Origin of the sequence: Sinosporangium siamense (assembly GCF_016863435.1) — a bacterium.
Classification (GTDB): domain Bacteria; phylum Actinomycetota; class Actinomycetes; order Streptosporangiales; family Streptosporangiaceae; genus Sinosporangium; species Sinosporangium siamense.
The window spans coordinates 53,867-70,332 of the sequence record NZ_BOOW01000016.1 but is presented as its reverse complement, the minus strand read 5'-3'; the positions used below and the strand labels follow the sequence as shown (position 1 = coordinate 70,332).

At 68.8% G+C, this 16,466-nt stretch carries 20 protein-coding genes; 12 read left to right on the top strand and 8 right to left on the bottom strand.

Going from position 1 to position 16,466, the window contains the following annotated elements; all coding sequences use genetic code 11:
- Nucleotides 1-206: 206 nt before the first annotated feature.
- A complete protein-coding gene (locus Ssi02_RS13130) occupies nt 207-1,028 on the top strand; it encodes an amidohydrolase family protein (RefSeq protein WP_204025294.1) in 822 nt (273 codons plus the stop codon).
- The gene (locus Ssi02_RS13125; RefSeq protein ID WP_204025291.1) at nt 1,025-1,750 is read left to right on the top strand and encodes an amidohydrolase family protein; all 726 of its coding nucleotides are present in this window, start codon (nt 1,025-1,027) and stop codon (nt 1,748-1,750) included. The genes Ssi02_RS13130 and Ssi02_RS13125 overlap by 4 nt, the downstream gene beginning before the upstream one ends.
- A gap of 175 nt (nt 1,751-1,925) precedes the next feature.
- On the opposite strand, the gene Ssi02_RS13120 is transcribed toward Ssi02_RS13125, so the two are convergent.
- The 4 genes from Ssi02_RS13120 to bla all read right to left on the bottom strand — a co-directional run bounded on the left by Ssi02_RS13120 (nt 1,926) and on the right by bla (nt 4,912).
- A complete protein-coding gene (locus Ssi02_RS13120) occupies nt 1,926-2,123 on the bottom strand; it encodes a hypothetical protein (protein WP_204025289.1) in 198 nt (65 codons plus the stop codon).
- Nucleotides 2,124-2,224: 101 nt separating this feature from the next.
- Complete coding sequence (locus tag Ssi02_RS13115) at nt 2,225-3,058, bottom strand: alpha/beta fold hydrolase (protein ID WP_204025287.1); 834 nt, start codon at nt 3,056-3,058, stop codon at nt 2,225-2,227.
- Nucleotides 3,059-3,130: 72 nt separating this feature from the next.
- Nucleotides 3,131-3,757, bottom strand: coding sequence for a TetR/AcrR family transcriptional regulator (locus Ssi02_RS13110; protein WP_204025285.1), 627 nt, complete (start codon nt 3,755-3,757; stop codon nt 3,131-3,133).
- A gap of 243 nt (nt 3,758-4,000) precedes the next feature.
- Nucleotides 4,001-4,912 (bottom strand): class A beta-lactamase, encoded by a 912-nt coding sequence (gene bla, locus Ssi02_RS13105; protein ID WP_204025283.1) that lies wholly within the window; start codon nt 4,910-4,912, stop codon nt 4,001-4,003.
- 253 nt (nt 4,913-5,165) lie between these two features.
- On the opposite strand from bla, the gene Ssi02_RS13100 reads away from it, so the two are divergent.
- Nucleotides 5,166-5,303, top strand: a complete 138-nt coding sequence (locus Ssi02_RS13100) for a hypothetical protein (protein ID WP_204025281.1) — start codon at nt 5,166-5,168, stop codon at nt 5,301-5,303.
- A 375-nt stretch (nt 5,304-5,678) separates the two neighbouring features.
- On the top strand, nt 5,679-5,933 hold the full coding sequence (locus Ssi02_RS13095; protein ID WP_204025279.1) for a hypothetical protein: 255 nt from the start codon (nt 5,679-5,681) through the stop codon (nt 5,931-5,933).
- A 94-nt stretch (nt 5,934-6,027) separates the two neighbouring features.
- Here the strand turns inward: Ssi02_RS13095 and Ssi02_RS13090 are convergent, their stop codons facing one another.
- Nucleotides 6,028-6,744, bottom strand: a complete 717-nt coding sequence (locus Ssi02_RS13090; protein WP_204025277.1) for a DUF2306 domain-containing protein — start codon at nt 6,742-6,744, stop codon at nt 6,028-6,030.
- 111 nt (nt 6,745-6,855) lie between these two features.
- Here Ssi02_RS13090 and Ssi02_RS13085 point away from each other — a divergent pair, with 111 nt between their 5' ends.
- The 7 genes from Ssi02_RS13085 to Ssi02_RS13055 all read left to right on the top strand — a co-directional run bounded on the left by Ssi02_RS13085 (nt 6,856) and on the right by Ssi02_RS13055 (nt 12,101).
- Nucleotides 6,856-8,043, top strand: a complete 1,188-nt coding sequence (locus Ssi02_RS13085; protein ID WP_204025275.1) for a sensor histidine kinase — start codon at nt 6,856-6,858, stop codon at nt 8,041-8,043.
- The gene (locus Ssi02_RS13080; RefSeq protein ID WP_204025273.1) at nt 8,040-8,699 is read left to right on the top strand and encodes a response regulator; all 660 of its coding nucleotides are present in this window, start codon (nt 8,040-8,042) and stop codon (nt 8,697-8,699) included. The genes Ssi02_RS13085 and Ssi02_RS13080 overlap by 4 nt, the downstream gene beginning before the upstream one ends.
- Nucleotides 8,700-8,844: 145 nt before the next feature.
- Nucleotides 8,845-9,276: a hypothetical protein gene (locus tag Ssi02_RS13075; RefSeq protein ID WP_204025272.1), complete on the top strand. Its 432-nt coding sequence runs from the start codon at nt 8,845-8,847 to the stop codon at nt 9,274-9,276.
- Nucleotides 9,270-9,503: a helix-turn-helix transcriptional regulator gene (locus Ssi02_RS13070; RefSeq protein ID WP_204025271.1), complete on the top strand. Its 234-nt coding sequence runs from the start codon at nt 9,270-9,272 to the stop codon at nt 9,501-9,503. The genes Ssi02_RS13075 and Ssi02_RS13070 overlap by 7 nt, the downstream gene beginning before the upstream one ends.
- Nucleotides 9,500-10,453: an NAD(P)-dependent alcohol dehydrogenase gene (locus Ssi02_RS13065; protein ID WP_204025270.1), complete on the top strand. Its 954-nt coding sequence runs from the start codon at nt 9,500-9,502 to the stop codon at nt 10,451-10,453. The genes Ssi02_RS13070 and Ssi02_RS13065 overlap by 4 nt, the downstream gene beginning before the upstream one ends.
- Before the next feature lie 127 nt (nt 10,454-10,580).
- Nucleotides 10,581-11,471 carry a dihydrodipicolinate synthase family protein gene (locus Ssi02_RS13060; RefSeq protein ID WP_239128871.1) on the top strand — a complete coding sequence of 297 codons (891 nt, stop codon included), beginning with the start codon at nt 10,581-10,583 and terminating at the stop codon, nt 11,469-11,471.
- 429 nt (nt 11,472-11,900) lie between these two features.
- A complete protein-coding gene (locus tag Ssi02_RS13055; protein WP_204025269.1) occupies nt 11,901-12,101 on the top strand; it encodes a hypothetical protein in 201 nt (66 codons plus the stop codon).
- An 858-nt stretch (nt 12,102-12,959) separates the two neighbouring features.
- Here the strand turns inward: Ssi02_RS13055 and Ssi02_RS13050 are convergent.
- The 3 genes from Ssi02_RS13050 to Ssi02_RS13040 all read right to left on the bottom strand — a co-directional run bounded on the left by Ssi02_RS13050 (nt 12,960) and on the right by Ssi02_RS13040 (nt 14,882).
- Nucleotides 12,960-13,136: a hypothetical protein gene (locus tag Ssi02_RS13050; protein WP_204025268.1), complete on the bottom strand. Its 177-nt coding sequence runs from the start codon at nt 13,134-13,136 to the stop codon at nt 12,960-12,962.
- A gap of 62 nt (nt 13,137-13,198) precedes the next feature.
- The gene (locus tag Ssi02_RS13045) at nt 13,199-13,669 is read right to left on the bottom strand and encodes an ATP-binding protein (RefSeq protein ID WP_239128870.1); all 471 of its coding nucleotides are present in this window, start codon (nt 13,667-13,669) and stop codon (nt 13,199-13,201) included.
- 79 nt (nt 13,670-13,748) lie between these two features.
- Complete coding sequence (locus tag Ssi02_RS13040) at nt 13,749-14,882, bottom strand: DegT/DnrJ/EryC1/StrS family aminotransferase (RefSeq protein ID WP_239128869.1); 1,134 nt, start codon at nt 14,880-14,882, stop codon at nt 13,749-13,751.
- A gap of 68 nt (nt 14,883-14,950) precedes the next feature.
- On the opposite strand from Ssi02_RS13040, the gene Ssi02_RS13035 reads away from it, so the two are divergent.
- On the top strand, nt 14,951-16,156 hold the full coding sequence (locus Ssi02_RS13035; RefSeq protein ID WP_239128868.1) for a response regulator: 1,206 nt from the start codon (nt 14,951-14,953) through the stop codon (nt 16,154-16,156).
- Nucleotides 16,157-16,466 lie beyond the last annotated feature (310 nt).

The window sequence follows — 16,466 nt, the reverse complement described above, 5'->3', positions numbered from 1 at the left end:
AAGGCACGACACCTCTGACGGCGTCGCCGACTCGGTGCATCTGGCCGCCAGTGGCTGTTCTTCGGCGCCGGCCTCCTGCTGTCGGTGCCCATCGGCATCGTGGTCAACTGGATGAGCTGAGCGTGAGGCATGTTGCCCAATTAAGGCCCAGACCGTAATCTGTCGCATTGTCGTGCAGATAACCCGGCAGCGGAGGCGGAGCAACGGTGTTCGAGGCCAACAGGCTCCTCGGCGAGCTGACCATCACGCTCGACGTGGACGTCCTCGTCGGTGACTATCCCGACCGCGACCATCCCCCGGGCACCCCCGAGGCGGTCACCCAAACCCTGACCGCCAACCGCACCACCGCGGCGGCCGTGGCCTCCCTGCGCGCGGCGCTGTTCGACATGCGAAGCGGCAACGACGAGATCCTCGCCCTCGCGAGCGCCTCCCCACCCGGCGCGACTGGAAAGCCCTCCCCCGCCCACGGCCGGCCTCCGGCGGACACAGCCGGCGTGCCCGCCCCGACCGTCATCCCGATCGGCACGGCAGACCTGCGCGACCCCCTCGGCGCCGCCAGGGAACTCGACCGCCTCGCCGCCTCCGGCGTCAAAACCGTGCGCCTGTTCCCCGAAGAGCAGGGCGTGCAGGCGGTCTTCCCCTCCGTGCGCCACGTGGCCCGCCGCGCCACCGCGCTCGGCCTGACCATCCTCACCGGCGGCGACGTCAGGCACTTCTGGCAACCGTTCGCCGGACTCGGCGCCACGGTCGTCTTCCTCGACACGCACTTCTACCACCTGGGCGACTTCCTGGTGGCCGCCGCCGACGAACCCGGCTTCCACACCTCCACCCGCCTGCTCAACTCCCCCGACGCCCTGGAGCTCACCGCCGCCGAGCTCGGCGCCGACCGCCTCGTGTACGGCTCGCGCACCCCCCATTACGAGCCCCTCGTCCCCCAACTCCGCCTCGCCACCAGCGGCCTCAAACCCGACGAGATCGCCGCCGTCGCCGGAGGCAACGCCCGCCGCCTGCTAGGGGTCACCGCATGATCATCGACGTCCACGCCCACTGGGGCCCCTGGTTCTTCACCATGGACGTGGCCGAGGCCAACCTCGCCACCATGGACCGCTACGGCATCGACCTGGCCATCGTCTCGGCCACCGAAGCCGTCATCTACGACGCCCCCACCGGCAACCGCGCCCTGGCCTCGGTCCTGGAGGCAAATGACCGTCTCTACGGCTACGTCACCGTCAACCCCCGCCGCCTTCGAGACGCCGCCCAGGACCTCCGTACGCTCCTGCCCACCGGCCGCTTCGTAGGCGTAAAGATCCACACCGACTACACCGGCTCCCCGGTGACCTCCCCCCAGTTGCGCGAAGCCCTGAGCCTGGTCGCCTCGTTCGACGTCCCCGCCCTGGTGCACACCTGGGGCCGATCCGTCCTGGACCTGGCCGCCCTGTGCCATGACATCCCCGGCCTCCGCGTCATAGCCGGTCACATGGGCGCCGATGGCTATCCCCACGCCATCGAGGCCGCCCGCGCCTGCGACCGCCTCTACCTCGAACCCTGCTGGTCCCACTTCCCCACCGGCCGCATCACCCAGGTCGCCGCCGCCGTGGACCCCCGCCAACTCCTCTTCGGCACCGACGCCACCCTCATCGACCCCTCCTCCGCCTACGGCGCCATAGCCGCCGCCAACCTGGACCCCAAAACCCAGGAACACCTCGCCTGGCGCAACGCGGCCACCCTTTTCCGCCTTCCTGTTGCCTGACAGACAGCCCCCGGCGCCGAGCCAGCTCGCCGCGGCATCACCGTTCAGCCCACCGAGACCTGGAAGGGACTCATCCGTACCGGGCTTTTGCCGTACACCCTGGTCTTCATAGAGCCCGACGCCTGGGCAGCAAGCGGGATTCGACCGGGTTGAACAGAGAACGCTTTTCATTCACTCAGCGCTGGCGATACTTTCCCGAGTAGTACGGCCTCCGCTCGGCGAGCCGGTCGACCGGGATGAGAGTGCCGTCCGGGACGCGCGCATCAACGCGGTCGGCCACCCAGTCGCACGCGCCGCTGCCGGTCAAGTCGTTCGAGATCGGCCGGCTGCTGACGCCGCGAGTGACCTTGTAGGGGCAGATCAGCGTGCGCACTATGGGAGGAACAGGTCAAGATGCAGCGCGGAAGCGAAGCCGCTGACACCGTCTTTCTTGGCCTGCCGCTGGACCGAGTCGGGGGGATCTGCAACGGCCGCTTATGAAGCAAGCCGCGCTGCTACGAAGAACTCGGCGAATGTCTTGGCGAGTGTCTCGGGATGGGTGAGCGGGGCGGCGTGCCCGGCGCCGGAGATCTCGCGCACCTGCGCGTTGGGGATGTGGCCGGCCACGTGCCGCGCGCTGGCGTGGTAGAAGGGCATGGTGTCGGATCCGTGCAGCACCAGCACCGGAGCGGAGATCGCGCCGAGCACGGCCGGATCCTCAGCGGTGGGGCCTGCGTAGGCCACCACTTGCTGGAGCATGTTGAGCAGGTGCGGGACATAGCGGGCTGTGGCTTCGAAGTAGCCGGCGTCCTCGGCCACGGCCATCTCCTCGTCGTTGAAGGGCCCGCTCGCGAATGCACGGACCGCAGCCGTCAAGTGGCCTTCGGCGGCCAGTTCTCCCATCCGGGCGACGGCGTCGCCGATGACCGCTTGCTCCCGCTCGTCCATCAGGCCACGCATCGGAGGCTCCACGAGGACCACCGCGTCCACCGCGTCGGACCGCGCTGCCGCGCCGAGTGCCAGGTTGGCGCCGGCGGACCAGCCCACCAGTCCGGCCGGCCCCCCGATGCTGTCGAGGTAGGCGAGGACATCGTCGACCTGCCGACTCGGGCCGAGGTCGGGGTGGTCGCCACTTAGGCCACGGCCGCGCACGCTCGGCAGATGGCAGGTGAACCGGCCGGTCAGGTGTTCCAGCAGCCGGTTCCAGTCGATGTCGCCGTCGCCGATGCCCCCGTGCAGGAACACCAGTGGCCGTCCCCGGCCGTGCACGGTTCCGCCGATGGTGACGCCGTCGGTGGTGGTGACGTAGTGCGTGCGCTGTGTCTTCACGGCAGGCTCCATACGAAGTAAACACGTTTACATTCGCACGATAGCGTCACCCCGTTCAGTAAGTAAATGCGTTTACTTACTGCCTTCCCCGGCACTGCCGTGCAGCAGTGCTCGCACTCCCCGGCGGATGTACTCGACCACCTGCTCGGGTGGCGCGGTGGCCAGCCGTCCCTGCGGGGACGCCCACCGCAGCACCCTGATGCCGGCGAGAAGCGCGGCGGCCAGCTCCGCGCGCAGCCGCGGGTCATCGCCTGCCGCGACCGTGGCGAACGGCCCGACGACATTGTTCTCGGCGTAGTCCCGCACCTTCTCGGGCAGCCCCTCCTCATCGGAGGTCTCCCCGATGAGCCGCCAGACCGTGACCAGGTCGTCCAGGCCGGGTGAGTGCGCCCCGCTGGACGCCAGCAGCTCGGCCATCCGGTCAGGCAGTTCCTCGGCCGGTACGTCCAATTGCCCGAACATCGCCGAGTCCGCCGCCGCCGTGGCGAACAGCCCTGCTTTGGACCCGAAGTAGCGGTACACCAGGGCGACGTTGACGCCGACCTCCGCGGCGATGTCCCTGACACTGACCGCCTCGAAGCGGTCACGAGCGAACCGCTCGCGGGCCACCTCCAGCAGCGCCTGCCGCGTCGCTGCGGCGTCACGGCGGCGCCGCGGCGCCGCCGCCGTGCCCCTGGACTTCGATTCCTCCGCCGCCATCACCGTCACCACCAGGACTCGACGTCAACGGTGGTAACGCTAGCTGACGTCTGCCCTTCTCCCCCAAACGCTTCTAGCGCAGGTGAGGGCCCATGAAGCAGAAACCTTACTTCGAGAGCTAAACCATGATCCCCGTTCTCGGGAAAGGGTGTTCCTGCAGGCAATACTGAAGCTCTGAGAGCCGGGGGACGGGGAACCGCAGAAGGCATCAACCGCGGAACACGAGGCGGATCCGCCGCGGTATCAGAGTTTGCCCAGACCGCGGGCCAGGATGGTGGCGGTCTTCGCGATGACCTGGTTGTCGACCGTGGCGGTGTCGCGGTTCGTGTAGACGGCCATGACGATCGGCGCGGCCGACTTACCCGGCCAGATGATCGCGATGTCGTTGCCTGCCCCGATCGCGGTGTTGGTGCCAGTCTTATCGCCGATGGTCCAAGTCTTGGGCAGGCCCGCGCGGATGCGCTCGTCGCCGGTCTGGTTTGCGATCAGCCAGCCGTTGAGCCGCTCGCGGTCCTTGGGGTGGAGGGCGTTCCCGGCCGTGATGGCGCGCAGGCTATGGGAGATGGCGGCGGGCGTGGTGGTGTCGCGCTTGTCCTTGGGCGTCCAGTCGTTGAGTTCGGTCTCCCACCGGTCGAGACGGGAACGCGGGTCCTTCAGCGTCCGGAAATATCTGGTCATCCCCGCAGGTCCGCCGATCTGCTTGAGCACCATGTTGCCGGCGGTGTTGTCGCTCAAGGTGATGGTCGCCTCGCACAACTGTGCCACGGTCAGGCCCTCTTTGACGTACTTCTCGGTCGTCGGCGAGTGGGGCTTCAAGTCGGCTGCGGTCCACTTGACCACCTTGTCCATCAGGCCGGGCTCGCTGGTGCGAGCCTTGTGCAGCGCGGCAGCACAAACAGGCGCCTTGAAGGTGGACAAAAGCGGAAAACGCTCACCGGCCCGATAGGACACCGTCTTGCCCGTGGCGGTGTCGACGGCATAGGCACCGATGCGCCCCGCGAAAGACACCTCCAGAGCACGCAACTCCTTGCGGGCGACAGCCTCAGGCGACGGCCGCCCCTGTACGGCGGCAGCCGGCGTAGCCGCTGCCGTCACAGCGGCGAGAGCAGCGCTCAACAGCAGAGATGCCGTACGGAGTGCACGGGGATTCCTCATATCGTGGTCCATTTCCGTCTCGTAGTTGTCGTCGTCAAAGATCACGATAAAGCCACTACGTGGACAAGCCATTCGATCACCCGTCCTGGCGGCCCGGCCGGACTTGGATCCGTGTGAGGCGGTCCGGTCGGTTCTTGCCTGCCGGCGTAGGGCGCCGACGAGCCCATCAAGAACATTTCCTGCGGGATGTGAACTCTTCCCGAGCCCCACGACAAAGAGGAACGAGATCTTCTTCTGAGAAAGGGGCTCGTACATGAGCTTGAGCATGAGGCACGGGCTGGTCTTAGTGCTCCTCGCGGGGATGACGGCGACTCCCGCCTGGGCGGCCTCGGGGCGGAGCCCCCGCGAGGCGCCGGGGGAGCAGGACCCCCGCAAGGCACCGTCACTCTGATCACCGGGGACAAGGTGGTGCTGACGGCGGCCGGCCACCGTGTGGAGCCCGCCCCCGGCCGGGAGCAGGTGAGTTTCGGGCGGCAGACGCGCGACGGACATCTGCATGTGATCACGTCCGACGCCAGACGGCTCATCGCCGAGGGCATGCTGGACGAGCGGCTGTTCGACGTCACCCAGTTGCTCAAGTGGAGGTACGGCGACGCCGACCGGACCGACATCCCCCTGATCACGCGCGCCTCGCCGCTGAAGAGCGGGACGCAGATCGCCGGGCTGGACATGTCCGCCCAGAAGGTGTCCAAGTCGGACGCCGCCGCGACGTGGAGGCAGCTCACCGGCGCCAGGCTCGCCGCGGGCACCTGCCAAGCCCGGCTCCGTGATCAGGGTGCCGGTCCGGATCGAGCGCAACCCGGGCGCGGCCCGCTCCGGGGTGCGGTCGCTCACCCTGGAGGTGTCCACCGACGACGGCGCCACCTGGCAGCCTCTACCGGTGAAGCGGCGCGGCGCCACGTGGACCGCCCAGGTGACCAACCCCGGCTCACCGGGCGCGGTGTCGCTGCGCGGCACCGCCGTGGACAGGGCGGGCAACAAGGTCGTGCAGACGGTCATCCGCGCCTACGGGATCGGCTGATCCGAAGAGCACGTTCCCTCCGGACCGTAAAACCTCAAGCAAACTTCAGGTCAACCCTGCGGCGGGGTACGGCGCAGCCCGCCGTGCCGGGCGACTAGGGAACGGCGTTATGCGACCGGACCCGGGGCCCCGCGCCCGAGGCGGGGGACCGCCGCCGCTGCCGGCGCAACATCCACTCGGCCACCAGGAGATTGGGCACCCACGACAAGAACGGCATTAGCCCGTAAGACCGATCGAAGGCCACGTCCTCCGCTATGCCGTACACCGCCACTTGGAGCGGGACGAGTGTCATCTGCCACAACCGCAGCATCACCCCGGCGTAGATGAGGGCGAAGGTCCGCACGGCCCACCGCTGGTGGGCGGCGACGTCACCGCGCCTGATGGCCAGGAAGGCCGCCGCGGCGAAGACCAACGTCAAGATCCCGAGGGCCCCGAAACCGAGGGTGCCCGTCATGCCCGCCAGGCTGAACGGGGCCAGCACCAGGCCCGCGCCACCCGCCGCCACCAAGGAGACAAAGGTGACACGCCCGCAGACACGGTGCACGCGAGGCACCCGGGCACGCAGGCGGGCCGCGAACTGCACCGGCGACAGCAGCAGCGCCAGCCCACCGCTGACGACGTGCACGTAGAAGGCGACCTTGACCCACTGCGGCCGATACGCATAGTTGGCCGCCAGCCCGTCGTCGCCGAGGGTGTGCAGCGGGCCGGACAGGTATGGCACGACGGCCAGCACCGCGATGGCGACGGCGCTCAAAGCGATCCACCACCAGCCGACGACTCGTCCTCTGCTTCGGCCTCCGACCACAACCATGGGGCACGTCCTTTCCACTCGCTCGCGGGACCGCCACAACGTACGGCCGGGGTGCCTCGGCGGTCGCCACTCAGGTGAGTGAAGGCGTCTCCCTCATTTGAGGGAGGTGAGTTGACCTGCACATGGGCGGCAGGTGCACGATGGGGCATGCGCATCCCCCGGCCGAAAGGCACCGCACGACCGACCCGTGCCGACATGTGGCTCGTGGGCGGGCTGGTCGTGATGGCGGTCGCCGTGAGCCTCGCGGCACCGGCCAGTCCGCCCTACCGCGGCCTCGACGCCGCCGGGCCCGGCCTCGCCCTGGCGTCGGCGTTGTGCCTCATCTGGCGGCGGACCGCCCCCGAACTCGTCACCGTCGCCGCGTCGCTGATCCTGGCCGCCAACGCGGCGGCCGGTTATGCCGCCACGGTGGTGCAGTGGCCCGCCTGGATCGCGCTGTTCACCTGCTTTTCCCTGACCGGCGTCTGGTGGCGGCGCGGCATCGGGGTCGCCGCCACCGTGCTGGCCGTCGGTTTCTACATCGCCCTGGACCGCGAACCCGCGGGCATGCTGGAACTGTCGGGCATCACCATGTGCTTCCTCATCGCCACCGTCGGCGGCGACGCCGCCCGCAGCCGCCGCGTCCGTGCCGCCGCCGTCGAGGCCCGCCTCCTTTCCGAGGCACGCGAGCGGGAGGCGCACGCCGAACGTGTGCTCATCGAAGAGCGCGCCAACCTCGCCCGGGAGCTGCACGACGCGCTGGGCCACGCCGTCAATGTGATGGTCATGCAGGCTGGTGTCGGCCGGCGCGTCTTCGCCGACAACCCGTCCTTCAGCCACGAGGCACTGACGCATATCGAGACCGTCGGCAGGGAGGCCCTCGACGAACTCGACCGCCTCGTCCGTGTCCTCCACCCCGCCGATCGCACGCCGTCCGCCGACTTGACCGATCTCTCCCTCTTTGACCTGGCCGGCCGTGTGCAGGCGGCGGGACGTGAACTCGACCTGCACATCGGGCAGGTCGATCTGGAGGCAGGCGGGGCGCGGGCGGCCTACCGCATCGTCCAGGAGGCCGTCACCAACGCGCTCCGCCACACCGAGACCGGCCGCATACGTGTCGGCGTGGCGCAGGAGGGCGCCGCGGTCCGGATCGAGGTCCTCAACGAAGGGCACGGTTTCCCCGAGCCCCGCCCCGGCCGCGGGCTCGTCAACATGCGGGAGCGCGCCCATCTCGAAGGCGGCGAGTTCTTCGCGGGGCCGGTGCGGGAGGGCTTCGCCGTACGCGCGACCCTGCCGGTCAGAGCGGCGGCACGGACGTGATCACCGTATTTCTCGCCGACGACGACACCCTGATCAGAGGTGGTTTGCGCGCCCTCCTCCAGGCCGAACCCGACATCAGCGTCGTCGGCGAGGCCCGCAACGGCCGCGAGGCGATCGAGGGGGTGCGGGCCACCAGACCCGACGTCGTCGTCATGGACATCCGCATGCCCGGCTACAACGGGATCAACGCCACCCGCGAGATCACCTCCTGGCCGCAGCCCCGGCCGCGGGTGCTCGTGCTCACCACCTTCGACCTCGACGAGGTCGTCGACGACTCCATCGCCGCCGGCGCCGACGGCTTCCTCCTCAAACGTGCCACCCCAGAACAGGTCGTCGCGGGCATCCGCACCGTCGCCTCCGGCGACGCCCTCCTCGCCCCCTCCGTCACCCGCCGCCTCCTCACCGCCCACGCCGCCCGCCACACCGGCGGCGACCCCACCGCCGCCCTCGCCGCCCGCCTAACCGAACGCGAAGCCGACGTCCTGCGCGCCCTCGCGGGGGGTATGTCCAACACCGAGATCGCACGCTCCATGCATGTGTCCTTGGAGACGGTGAAGACCCACATCAAAAACGTCCTGGGCAAACTGGGCGTCCGCGACCGCACCCAGGCCGTCGTCTGGGCGTACCGTACGGGCTTCGTCGACCGTCGCCCCTGAACCGCGTCGACTGTGGACGTTTGGGGCAACACCGCGCCGGTCGCGCCGTGGCGTCGCGGATCACCCGTGTAAATAAACTTTGACATGACGTTTGGGGTTCTTTACATTAGTGGGGATGTCAGCTTTGCTTTACATGGAGAGTGGCATGAGTTTCGCGGAGAAGCGCGCCTGGGTGATGATCGTGGTGTCCGTCGGCGCGTACACGATCTACGTGGCGACCGTCCTGAGCCGGATCGGCGACGGCCCGCTCGCCGACGTCGCATACGCGGGAACTCTGCTGTGGACCATCGGCGGCGCCATCGTCGCCGCGATCGTGGCGAACATCGTGATGGCTGTCGCGGGCGGCCACTGCGCCGAGCGCGCTGACGAGCGCGACCGTGAGATCGACCAGGTTAGTGAGCGCATCGGGCAGTCGATCGTCGTCATCGGCATGATAGCCGCACTGGTCATGGCCATCGCCGAGCTGCGCCACTTCTGGATCGCCAACGCCGTCTACCTGGCGTTCGTGCTGTCCTCGTTGCTCAGCTCGTTTGCCAAGATCGCGGCCTACCGCAAGGGCGGCTTCCAGACGTGGTGAGGCCGACGCAGGTCACCAACGCGATCCGGGCCCTGCGGTTCGCGCACGACGAGATGCCCCAGACCGAGCTGGCCGACCGGGTCGGCGTCACCCGCCAGACCATCATCGCGACCGAACAGGGTCGCTACTCCCCCTCGCTGGAGACGGCGTTCCGCATCACCCGGATGTTCCGGGCCGGACTCGAAGACGTCTTCCGGCACCTCGACATTGAAGGAGACCCCTTATGAAAGCGATCGTCCAGGACGAGTACGGCCCGCCGCGCACGCTGAGCCTCGGTGAGGTCCCGATCCCGGCGCCCGGCGCCGACGATGTCCTGATCCGGGTGCACGCGGCCGGCGTCGACTACGGCGTGTGGCATCTCATGACCGGGCTGCCGCTCATCGGCCGCCTGGGCTTCGGCCTGCGCAGACCCCGCAACCGCGTGCCGGGCATGGACGTGGCCGGCGTCGTCGAGTCCGTCGGTGCCAACGTGACCGCGTTTCGCCCCGGCGACGAGGTGTACGGCGCGGGGACCGGCACGTACGCACAGTTCGCGCTCGCCCGCCCGGGCAAGCTCGCCCGCAAGCCCGCCAACCTGAGCTTCACCGAAGCGGCTGCCGTACCCGTGTCAGGGGTGACCGCGTTGCGGGCCGTCGGACAGGTCGCCGCCGGTGAACGTGTGCTGGTCATCGGCGCCGGCGGCGGAGTGGGCAGCTTCGCGACGCAACTCGCGGTCGCCGGCGGCGCCCACGTCACCGCCGTGTGCAGCACAGCCAAGGCCGACCTCGTGCGGTCGCTGGGCGCCGAGGCCGTCATCGACTACACGTGCGAGCCGCTCACCGGGACATACGATCAGATCATCGACATCGCGGGCAACCGGCCGCTGGCCCTGCTGCGCGGGCTGCTCACCGAGCGCGGCCGGCTTGTCCTCGTCGGCGGCGAGGGCGGCGGCCGGTGGTTCGGCGTGATCGGCCGGATGCTGGCCGCCCGGCTGATCACCCCGTTCACGCGCCAGCGCCTGGATGCGCCGATCGCGCTCACCCGCACCGCCGACCTGGACACCCTGCGCGACCTCATCGAGGCCGGGAGCGTACGGCCGGCCGTTGGGCGCACATACTCTCTGGCGGAGGCCTCGACTGCGGTGGGCGACCTGGCGGCGGGCAACGCGCCGGGCAAGCTCGTCATCACGGTTGACTGACCCCGCGGCGCCCGTTCAAGCCCCTTGCAGTTGGCGCAGGCGTTTAGGGCGGTGGCGCGGTGCTCTCGATCACGCCGCCTGGTTGGCACGAGGCCCATTTCCGGTTTTCCTGAAATAGGGTTTGAGGGTGGATTCCTCGGCACAGCTCCTGGCAGACCGGCTGCGCGGCACCCTGATCGCGGCCGCCGCGACCCCCATGACGGCAGCGGGCGAGGTGGATCTCGACCTCACTGAGGCATACTTCCGCAGCCTCGTCGCGGACGGTGCCGACGGCCTCGCCGTACTCGCCCACACCGGCCGGGGGCCCTACCTCTCACCCGAAGTCCGCGCGGGAGTGATCGAACGAGCCGTGGCCATCGGCGTCCCTGTGATCGTCGGTGTCGGAGGCTCCCGCCGTACGGCACAGCCGGAGAGCGTCGCCGCGCAGGCCGTGGTGGCGGCGGAACTCGGGGCCGGCGCGGTGATGGTCTTTCCCTCCGAGGGCGACCGCCTCGCCGAACACGACACGGTATGGCGAGCCGCGGGCCTGCCCGTGATCGCGTTCGACCTGTACACCCGGCCGTGTCCCCCCGACGTGCGGCGGAAACTCCTCGCCCACCCCGGAGTGGCCGGCCTCAAGGCGGCCCTGCTCTCCGACGCCATGGCGTGCCAAGAGGCGATCGCCGACACCAGAGCGGCCGGCCGCCTGGCCATCACCGGCGAGGACCGAATGTTCGGCCCCTCGCTGCTCTGGGGAGCCGAGGCCGCCCTGGTCGGCATCGCGGCGGCCTGCGTCGCGGACACGGCAGAGGTCATGAGGACATTCGCCGGGCCGGACCTGCGGGCCTTCGCGCGAGCGTCGGCACGCTTGGACCGCCTGGCGGCGGCGACGTTCACCGAGCCCATGGAGGGCTATGTGCAACGCATGCTGTGGCTGGCCCACGCAGAGGGTCGCGTCCCCGGATCGCACGCCTTCGATCCGTACAGGCCGTCATTGCCGGAGGAGGAGCGGGATTCCCTTATCGGGCTCCTCCCATAGGAGCGGTGACTTCATAGGATGCCACCCCGCCCGGCCTCGTTCTCGTCGGCCGCATGGTGGGGCGGGAGATCGATCAGGCATGGCTTGAACAACCCCACACCCGATTTCTCATAAGACGAGGCGTGTGAGATCCACGGGAGGCGCGCAGGCCAGGCCGCACGGGTTCGACGCACGTGGATGGGACGTGCGGAGCAGGCGCACCCCTCAACCCGCCACAGAATTGGGGGGCGGGAGCTACTCGAGTGACACCTCGGAATCGATGCCGGCTGCGGCTCGTCTTAGCTTTGGGTTCCTGTGCCTGGTCTGAATCACGCTCGGATGGCACGGCCACCGCCTTTACCGGGAAAAATGCCGCACAGTTCCATTTACTGAAACCCCCAGACGTCTATCCTGATAGGTATGTGGCCCGCCTTCCAACGAGGACGCCTCATGCGCGAGAACCGCTTGTCATGGGCAACAACACTTCTGCTGTTCGCAGCCCTGATGTTTCTCGTATCCGCTGGAGTCCTGTTCGTGAACATCGCCGCTAGCTTCGGCGGCGCGGATGTAATCTTTGGCCTTGATGCAGCAGGCATCAGCGCCCTCATCTCCGCAGGCGCTGCCGCGATCTCTTCCATCGTCGCCTGGTGAGCCCTGCGCCAGCAAACGGAAAACAGAGACGCTCCACCCCCACGGACTGAGCCTCAATGCGGAAGTGATTGCCTTCAAGTTGCGAAAATTCGGATCAGGCGACTAAACCGCCTTACCCGTGAAGATGACTATTTTATCGACAGTCTCATTCGGAAACTAGAACCATATATTCCTCACGGAGTTCTACCTTGGCACACAGAAAGGGACTTCTCTGTGCTAAGCGACAGAGTGATTCGCTCGAAAAACCCTCTACGGCGAAGGCGGCATAAGAAGCTCGCACAGCGTTACCTCCGCATCCTCATGGAGGAGCTAAGTGTCCTGCAACTGTCCGGCCGCATGTTGAATAGGCCACCCACCCAGCGGGCACCCATCGACCAGTAGCTCCCGTCCGCCACCCTGCTCAACACCCAGCTTCCTCCTTCACCCGCGCCGACGCCTCCCTTCAGAAAGATGCGTCTCACACGCGGCACACACATAGAAACCCGCGTTCGCATCCCACCGAACCTCCTGCTGCACGTGGCGCAGTGGCGTCTGATTGTGTTTCCGGAGTTGGATGCACAGCTTGTTCAGGTCGAGGTGACTTGGTGCGATTCAGCAGAGACACCTGCCGGAGGTCGTCGTCCCGCCGATCGACGAGACATGCACACTGCTCGTCAAGCACCTTCTCCTCGATTTTGGTCCGGAGGTGAGGAGGGGTGACTACTTGGCTCTTTCCGGGAAGCATCCGGTGACGCGTTTTGCGTCACTGGCAATAGCCGAAGGCGGTTGTGATCAGCGACGCGCCGGTTGCGCGTGACCAGGTGGGCGGGAAGGACTCCGTTCGTAACGAGCCACTCGCGGTCGAGGTGCGACGCGACCTCATCGAGGCTCCGGCCGGGCCATGGCGGCGGTGGCGTGGCAGGCGACCTTGGACTTAGGTGCCTTCCACGTGTTGCACGCGGAGGGGCTGCCCTTGGCGAAGCCGGCGTTGAGCCAGTAGGCGCGGGGGGCGGTTTTGCCGAGGAGGCCGCTCTTGGGCGATCTGGATCGTTTCATAGCAGGTCAGCGTGAATGCGGTCCCGGGTTAAATGATCAACACGGAAGTGCCCGGAAAATGTTCACGCTCCCAGTGCTTCGAGGGTGTGTACCACCTCGTCCAGTGGCATGGAGGTGTCGATCTCGACGGTGGCCGATTCGCGCAGCAGAGGTTCGATCTCCGCGTGATCGCGCACGATCTGCTCCCACTCCGACGTCGACTTGCCGAAGTCGTTGCCGGTGCGGGAGGAGATGCGGGCGCGCATCACCTCGACGGGCGCGCTCAGCAGCACCACGTGATCGAACCGGGGATAGAACTTCCACTGGTTCGATTTGCAGCCGGCCACGAAGAGTGTGCCCTGGGTGTGCCCGGCCAGCAGCTCGGCGATGGCGTCCTCCCGCCACACCCAGTCCGAGGTGCCGTCCGGGAGGGTCACCCAGTGGCTCCACCCGTCGTAGTCGGTGTCCACCGTGCGGTGGCCGCGTGCGCCGAGCCGCTGAAGCGTGGTCGACTTGCCGGTGCCGGACATCCCGGTGATCAGCACTTTGGGCACGCGGGCCAGGATAACCGGCGCTGCTTGAGCCCGCTCGTCGCGAGGCTCATGACGAGATACCGCTGGAACCTCGTGATCATCACGCGCCGAGGGCCTCCCACAGGGCGGCGGCCACCGTGGAGACGTGGTCGTCGGTGTAGTTCTCGTTCCAGTCGACGATGAGCAGTGTCTCCGCCACCATCCGCTCCGCCTCGGGGCATGCCGCAGGCTCCTCTGTGAGCGGGAAACGCGAGGTCCCGTAGACGGGCCCGTGCCGCAATACGGGCGCGTGGTTGAGCGGCTCGGCGAGATAGCCCGCCCGCGCCGGCACGCCCGCCGCCCGCAGCCGCTCGGCCAGCGCCGGGGCCCCGCCGCCGGGCAGGACCAGCGGATAGAGCCACCACGCGTGCCCTTCGGCATTCGGGAGCAGCACCCCCGGCAGCCCGGCGAGCGCCTTGGTGAGGAGCCCGGCGGTGCGCCGCCGCGCCGCCACCACGCCGTGGAGCTTGGCGAACTGGGCCCGCGCCACGGCGGCCTGCAATTCGGTCATGCGGTAGTTGAGGCCGAAGGCCGCGTGTGAGCGGCCCGCCGCGCGGTCCCACCCCTTGTCCGCGAACAACCTCATGCGCCTGGCCAGCTCGTCGTCGTCGGTGATGACGAGGCCCCCGTCGCCGCAGGTAATGTGCTTCCACTGCTGGAGGCTGAAGGTCCCCACCTGCCCCACCGTGCCGGCCAGGGCGCCGCCGGGCGTCTCGGTAAGCCACGCCTGCGCGCAGTCCTCGATCAGCGTCAGCCCATGGGTGTCGGCGAGGGCTCTGAGCTCGCCGATCCTGGCGGAGGCGCCGAACAGGTGAACCGCCAGAATGGCCTTGGTGCGCGGCCCGATGAGGGCGGCGACGGCGTCCGGATCAAGATTGCCGTCCACCGGATCCACATCGGCGAAGACAGGGACCGCGTTCTGCGACAAGATGGGGGCCACGGTCCCGAAATCGGTGATTGGTGTGGTGATGATCTCGTCTCCGGGGTCGGGCGCGGCGGCTACGACCGACAGATGAAGGGCCGCCGTGCCGGAGCTGCAGGAGATCGCGTGACGAGAGCCGTATGTCGCGGCCATCTCGCGTTCGAGCGCTTTGGCCTCGACACCCCAGACGGAGTTGAGCATGCCGGAGCGGATGACGCGTTCGGCCGCCGCCACCTCCTCGTCGCCGAGGGTACGGCCGTCCGGCTCAGCCATGTTTGGAAACCTCAGGACCACGGGTTACCCTTTCGGTCTTGACCGTAATATTTGCGAGGGAGACGCGGGTGGGAATCGTCATCGGTGTCGTCGGCCCCCACGATCTGGTCGACGACGTCGCGGGGATCTGCGAGGAGCAGCCGGGGGTCAGCGCGCTGCGCCTCGACTACGACCATGAGTCGCAGGCCCCTGCCATCGTGGAGGCCCACGCCGCCTCCGTCGAAGGGTGGCTCTTCACCGGCATCGTGCCGTACATGCTCGCCCGCGACGCCGACGCGCTCACCCGCCCCGCGGCCTTCGTCGACTATTCCGGCGCGACCCTGCTCAGTGCCCTCGTGCGGCTCCAGCACGAAGGGCACGACGTCACCACGCTGTCCATCGACACCCTCGCCGCGGCCGACGTCACCGCCACTTTCACCGAGGCCGGGCTGCCGACCGACAACGTGCGCATTCTGCCCTATCGGGCGGAGATGACGTCCAAGAACGCCATCGCCTTCCACCGGCGCGGCCCCGAACACCCCGCCGTGACGTGCCTGTCGTCGGTGCACGAGGCGCTGCGCGGCGAACGGCACGTGCTGCGGCTCGCGCCGTCCGTGCACTCCGTGCGCGTCGCGCTCCGCCAGCTCCTGCTGACCGCCAAAGGACAGGTCCAGGAGGACGCCCAGATCGCGCTCGGGCTCATCGAGGTCGAAAACGACGAAGGGCTGCTGCGCGAGGCCACCGCGCTCGGCGGCACCCTCGCCGCGTTCCGCGGCGGCACCTACCTGCTGGTCACCACCCGCGGGCCCCTGCACGACGCCACCGGCGGCTTCTCCGGGTTGCCCATGCTGGCCCGCCTCGCCTGCCACAACAAGACCGTGCGCGTGGGCTTCGGCCTCGGACGCAGCTCCGCCGAGGCCGAAAGCCTCGCCCGGCGCGCCCTCGGCCGCGCCCGCCGCATCGGCGACGTCGCCGCCGTGTTGTCGCTGCGCGCCGACACCGAGATCGTGCTCGATTCGGTCACCACTTCGCCACCCGGCGAACAGAACCTCTCCGTCATCGCCCGCCGCGTCGGCCTGTCGGTGCCGACCCTGGCCAAGCTCCTCGAAGCCCGCGCCGCGGCGGGCGGCGAACCCCTCACCACGAAGGAGATCGCCGAACGTCTCGCGGTCCAGCAGCGCACGGCCCGGCGTATGCTCCACCGCCTCGAACTCGCCGGCCTGGCCGAACGCATGGGCAACCTCACGAGCGGCACCAGCGGCAGGCCCTTGACGCTCTACCGCCTCACGCTGTAGCCCGGCCTCACCCGGGCATGTCCCCGCAGGAGCACACCGGGCTTCCGCCGTACCCCACCCATGTCGTGTGGGCGGACACAGCACAGTGTCCGGCCCACAGCGGTCGACCGACCAGGCCGCGGGCGCGAGCCGGCCCGCCCCGCGCCCGGGGCCGCCGGGCCAGTGCTGCCCTCGGGCGACCGCCGCGCAGGCGCGGCAGGCGGCCACACGCCCGGCATTCCCCCGCCGGGCTTCCGCCGTACCCCGCCCATGTCGTGTGTCTTCGCATGCCAGGAGGGGGGGTCCCCCGTCCGTCCGCCGGCGCCTGGGG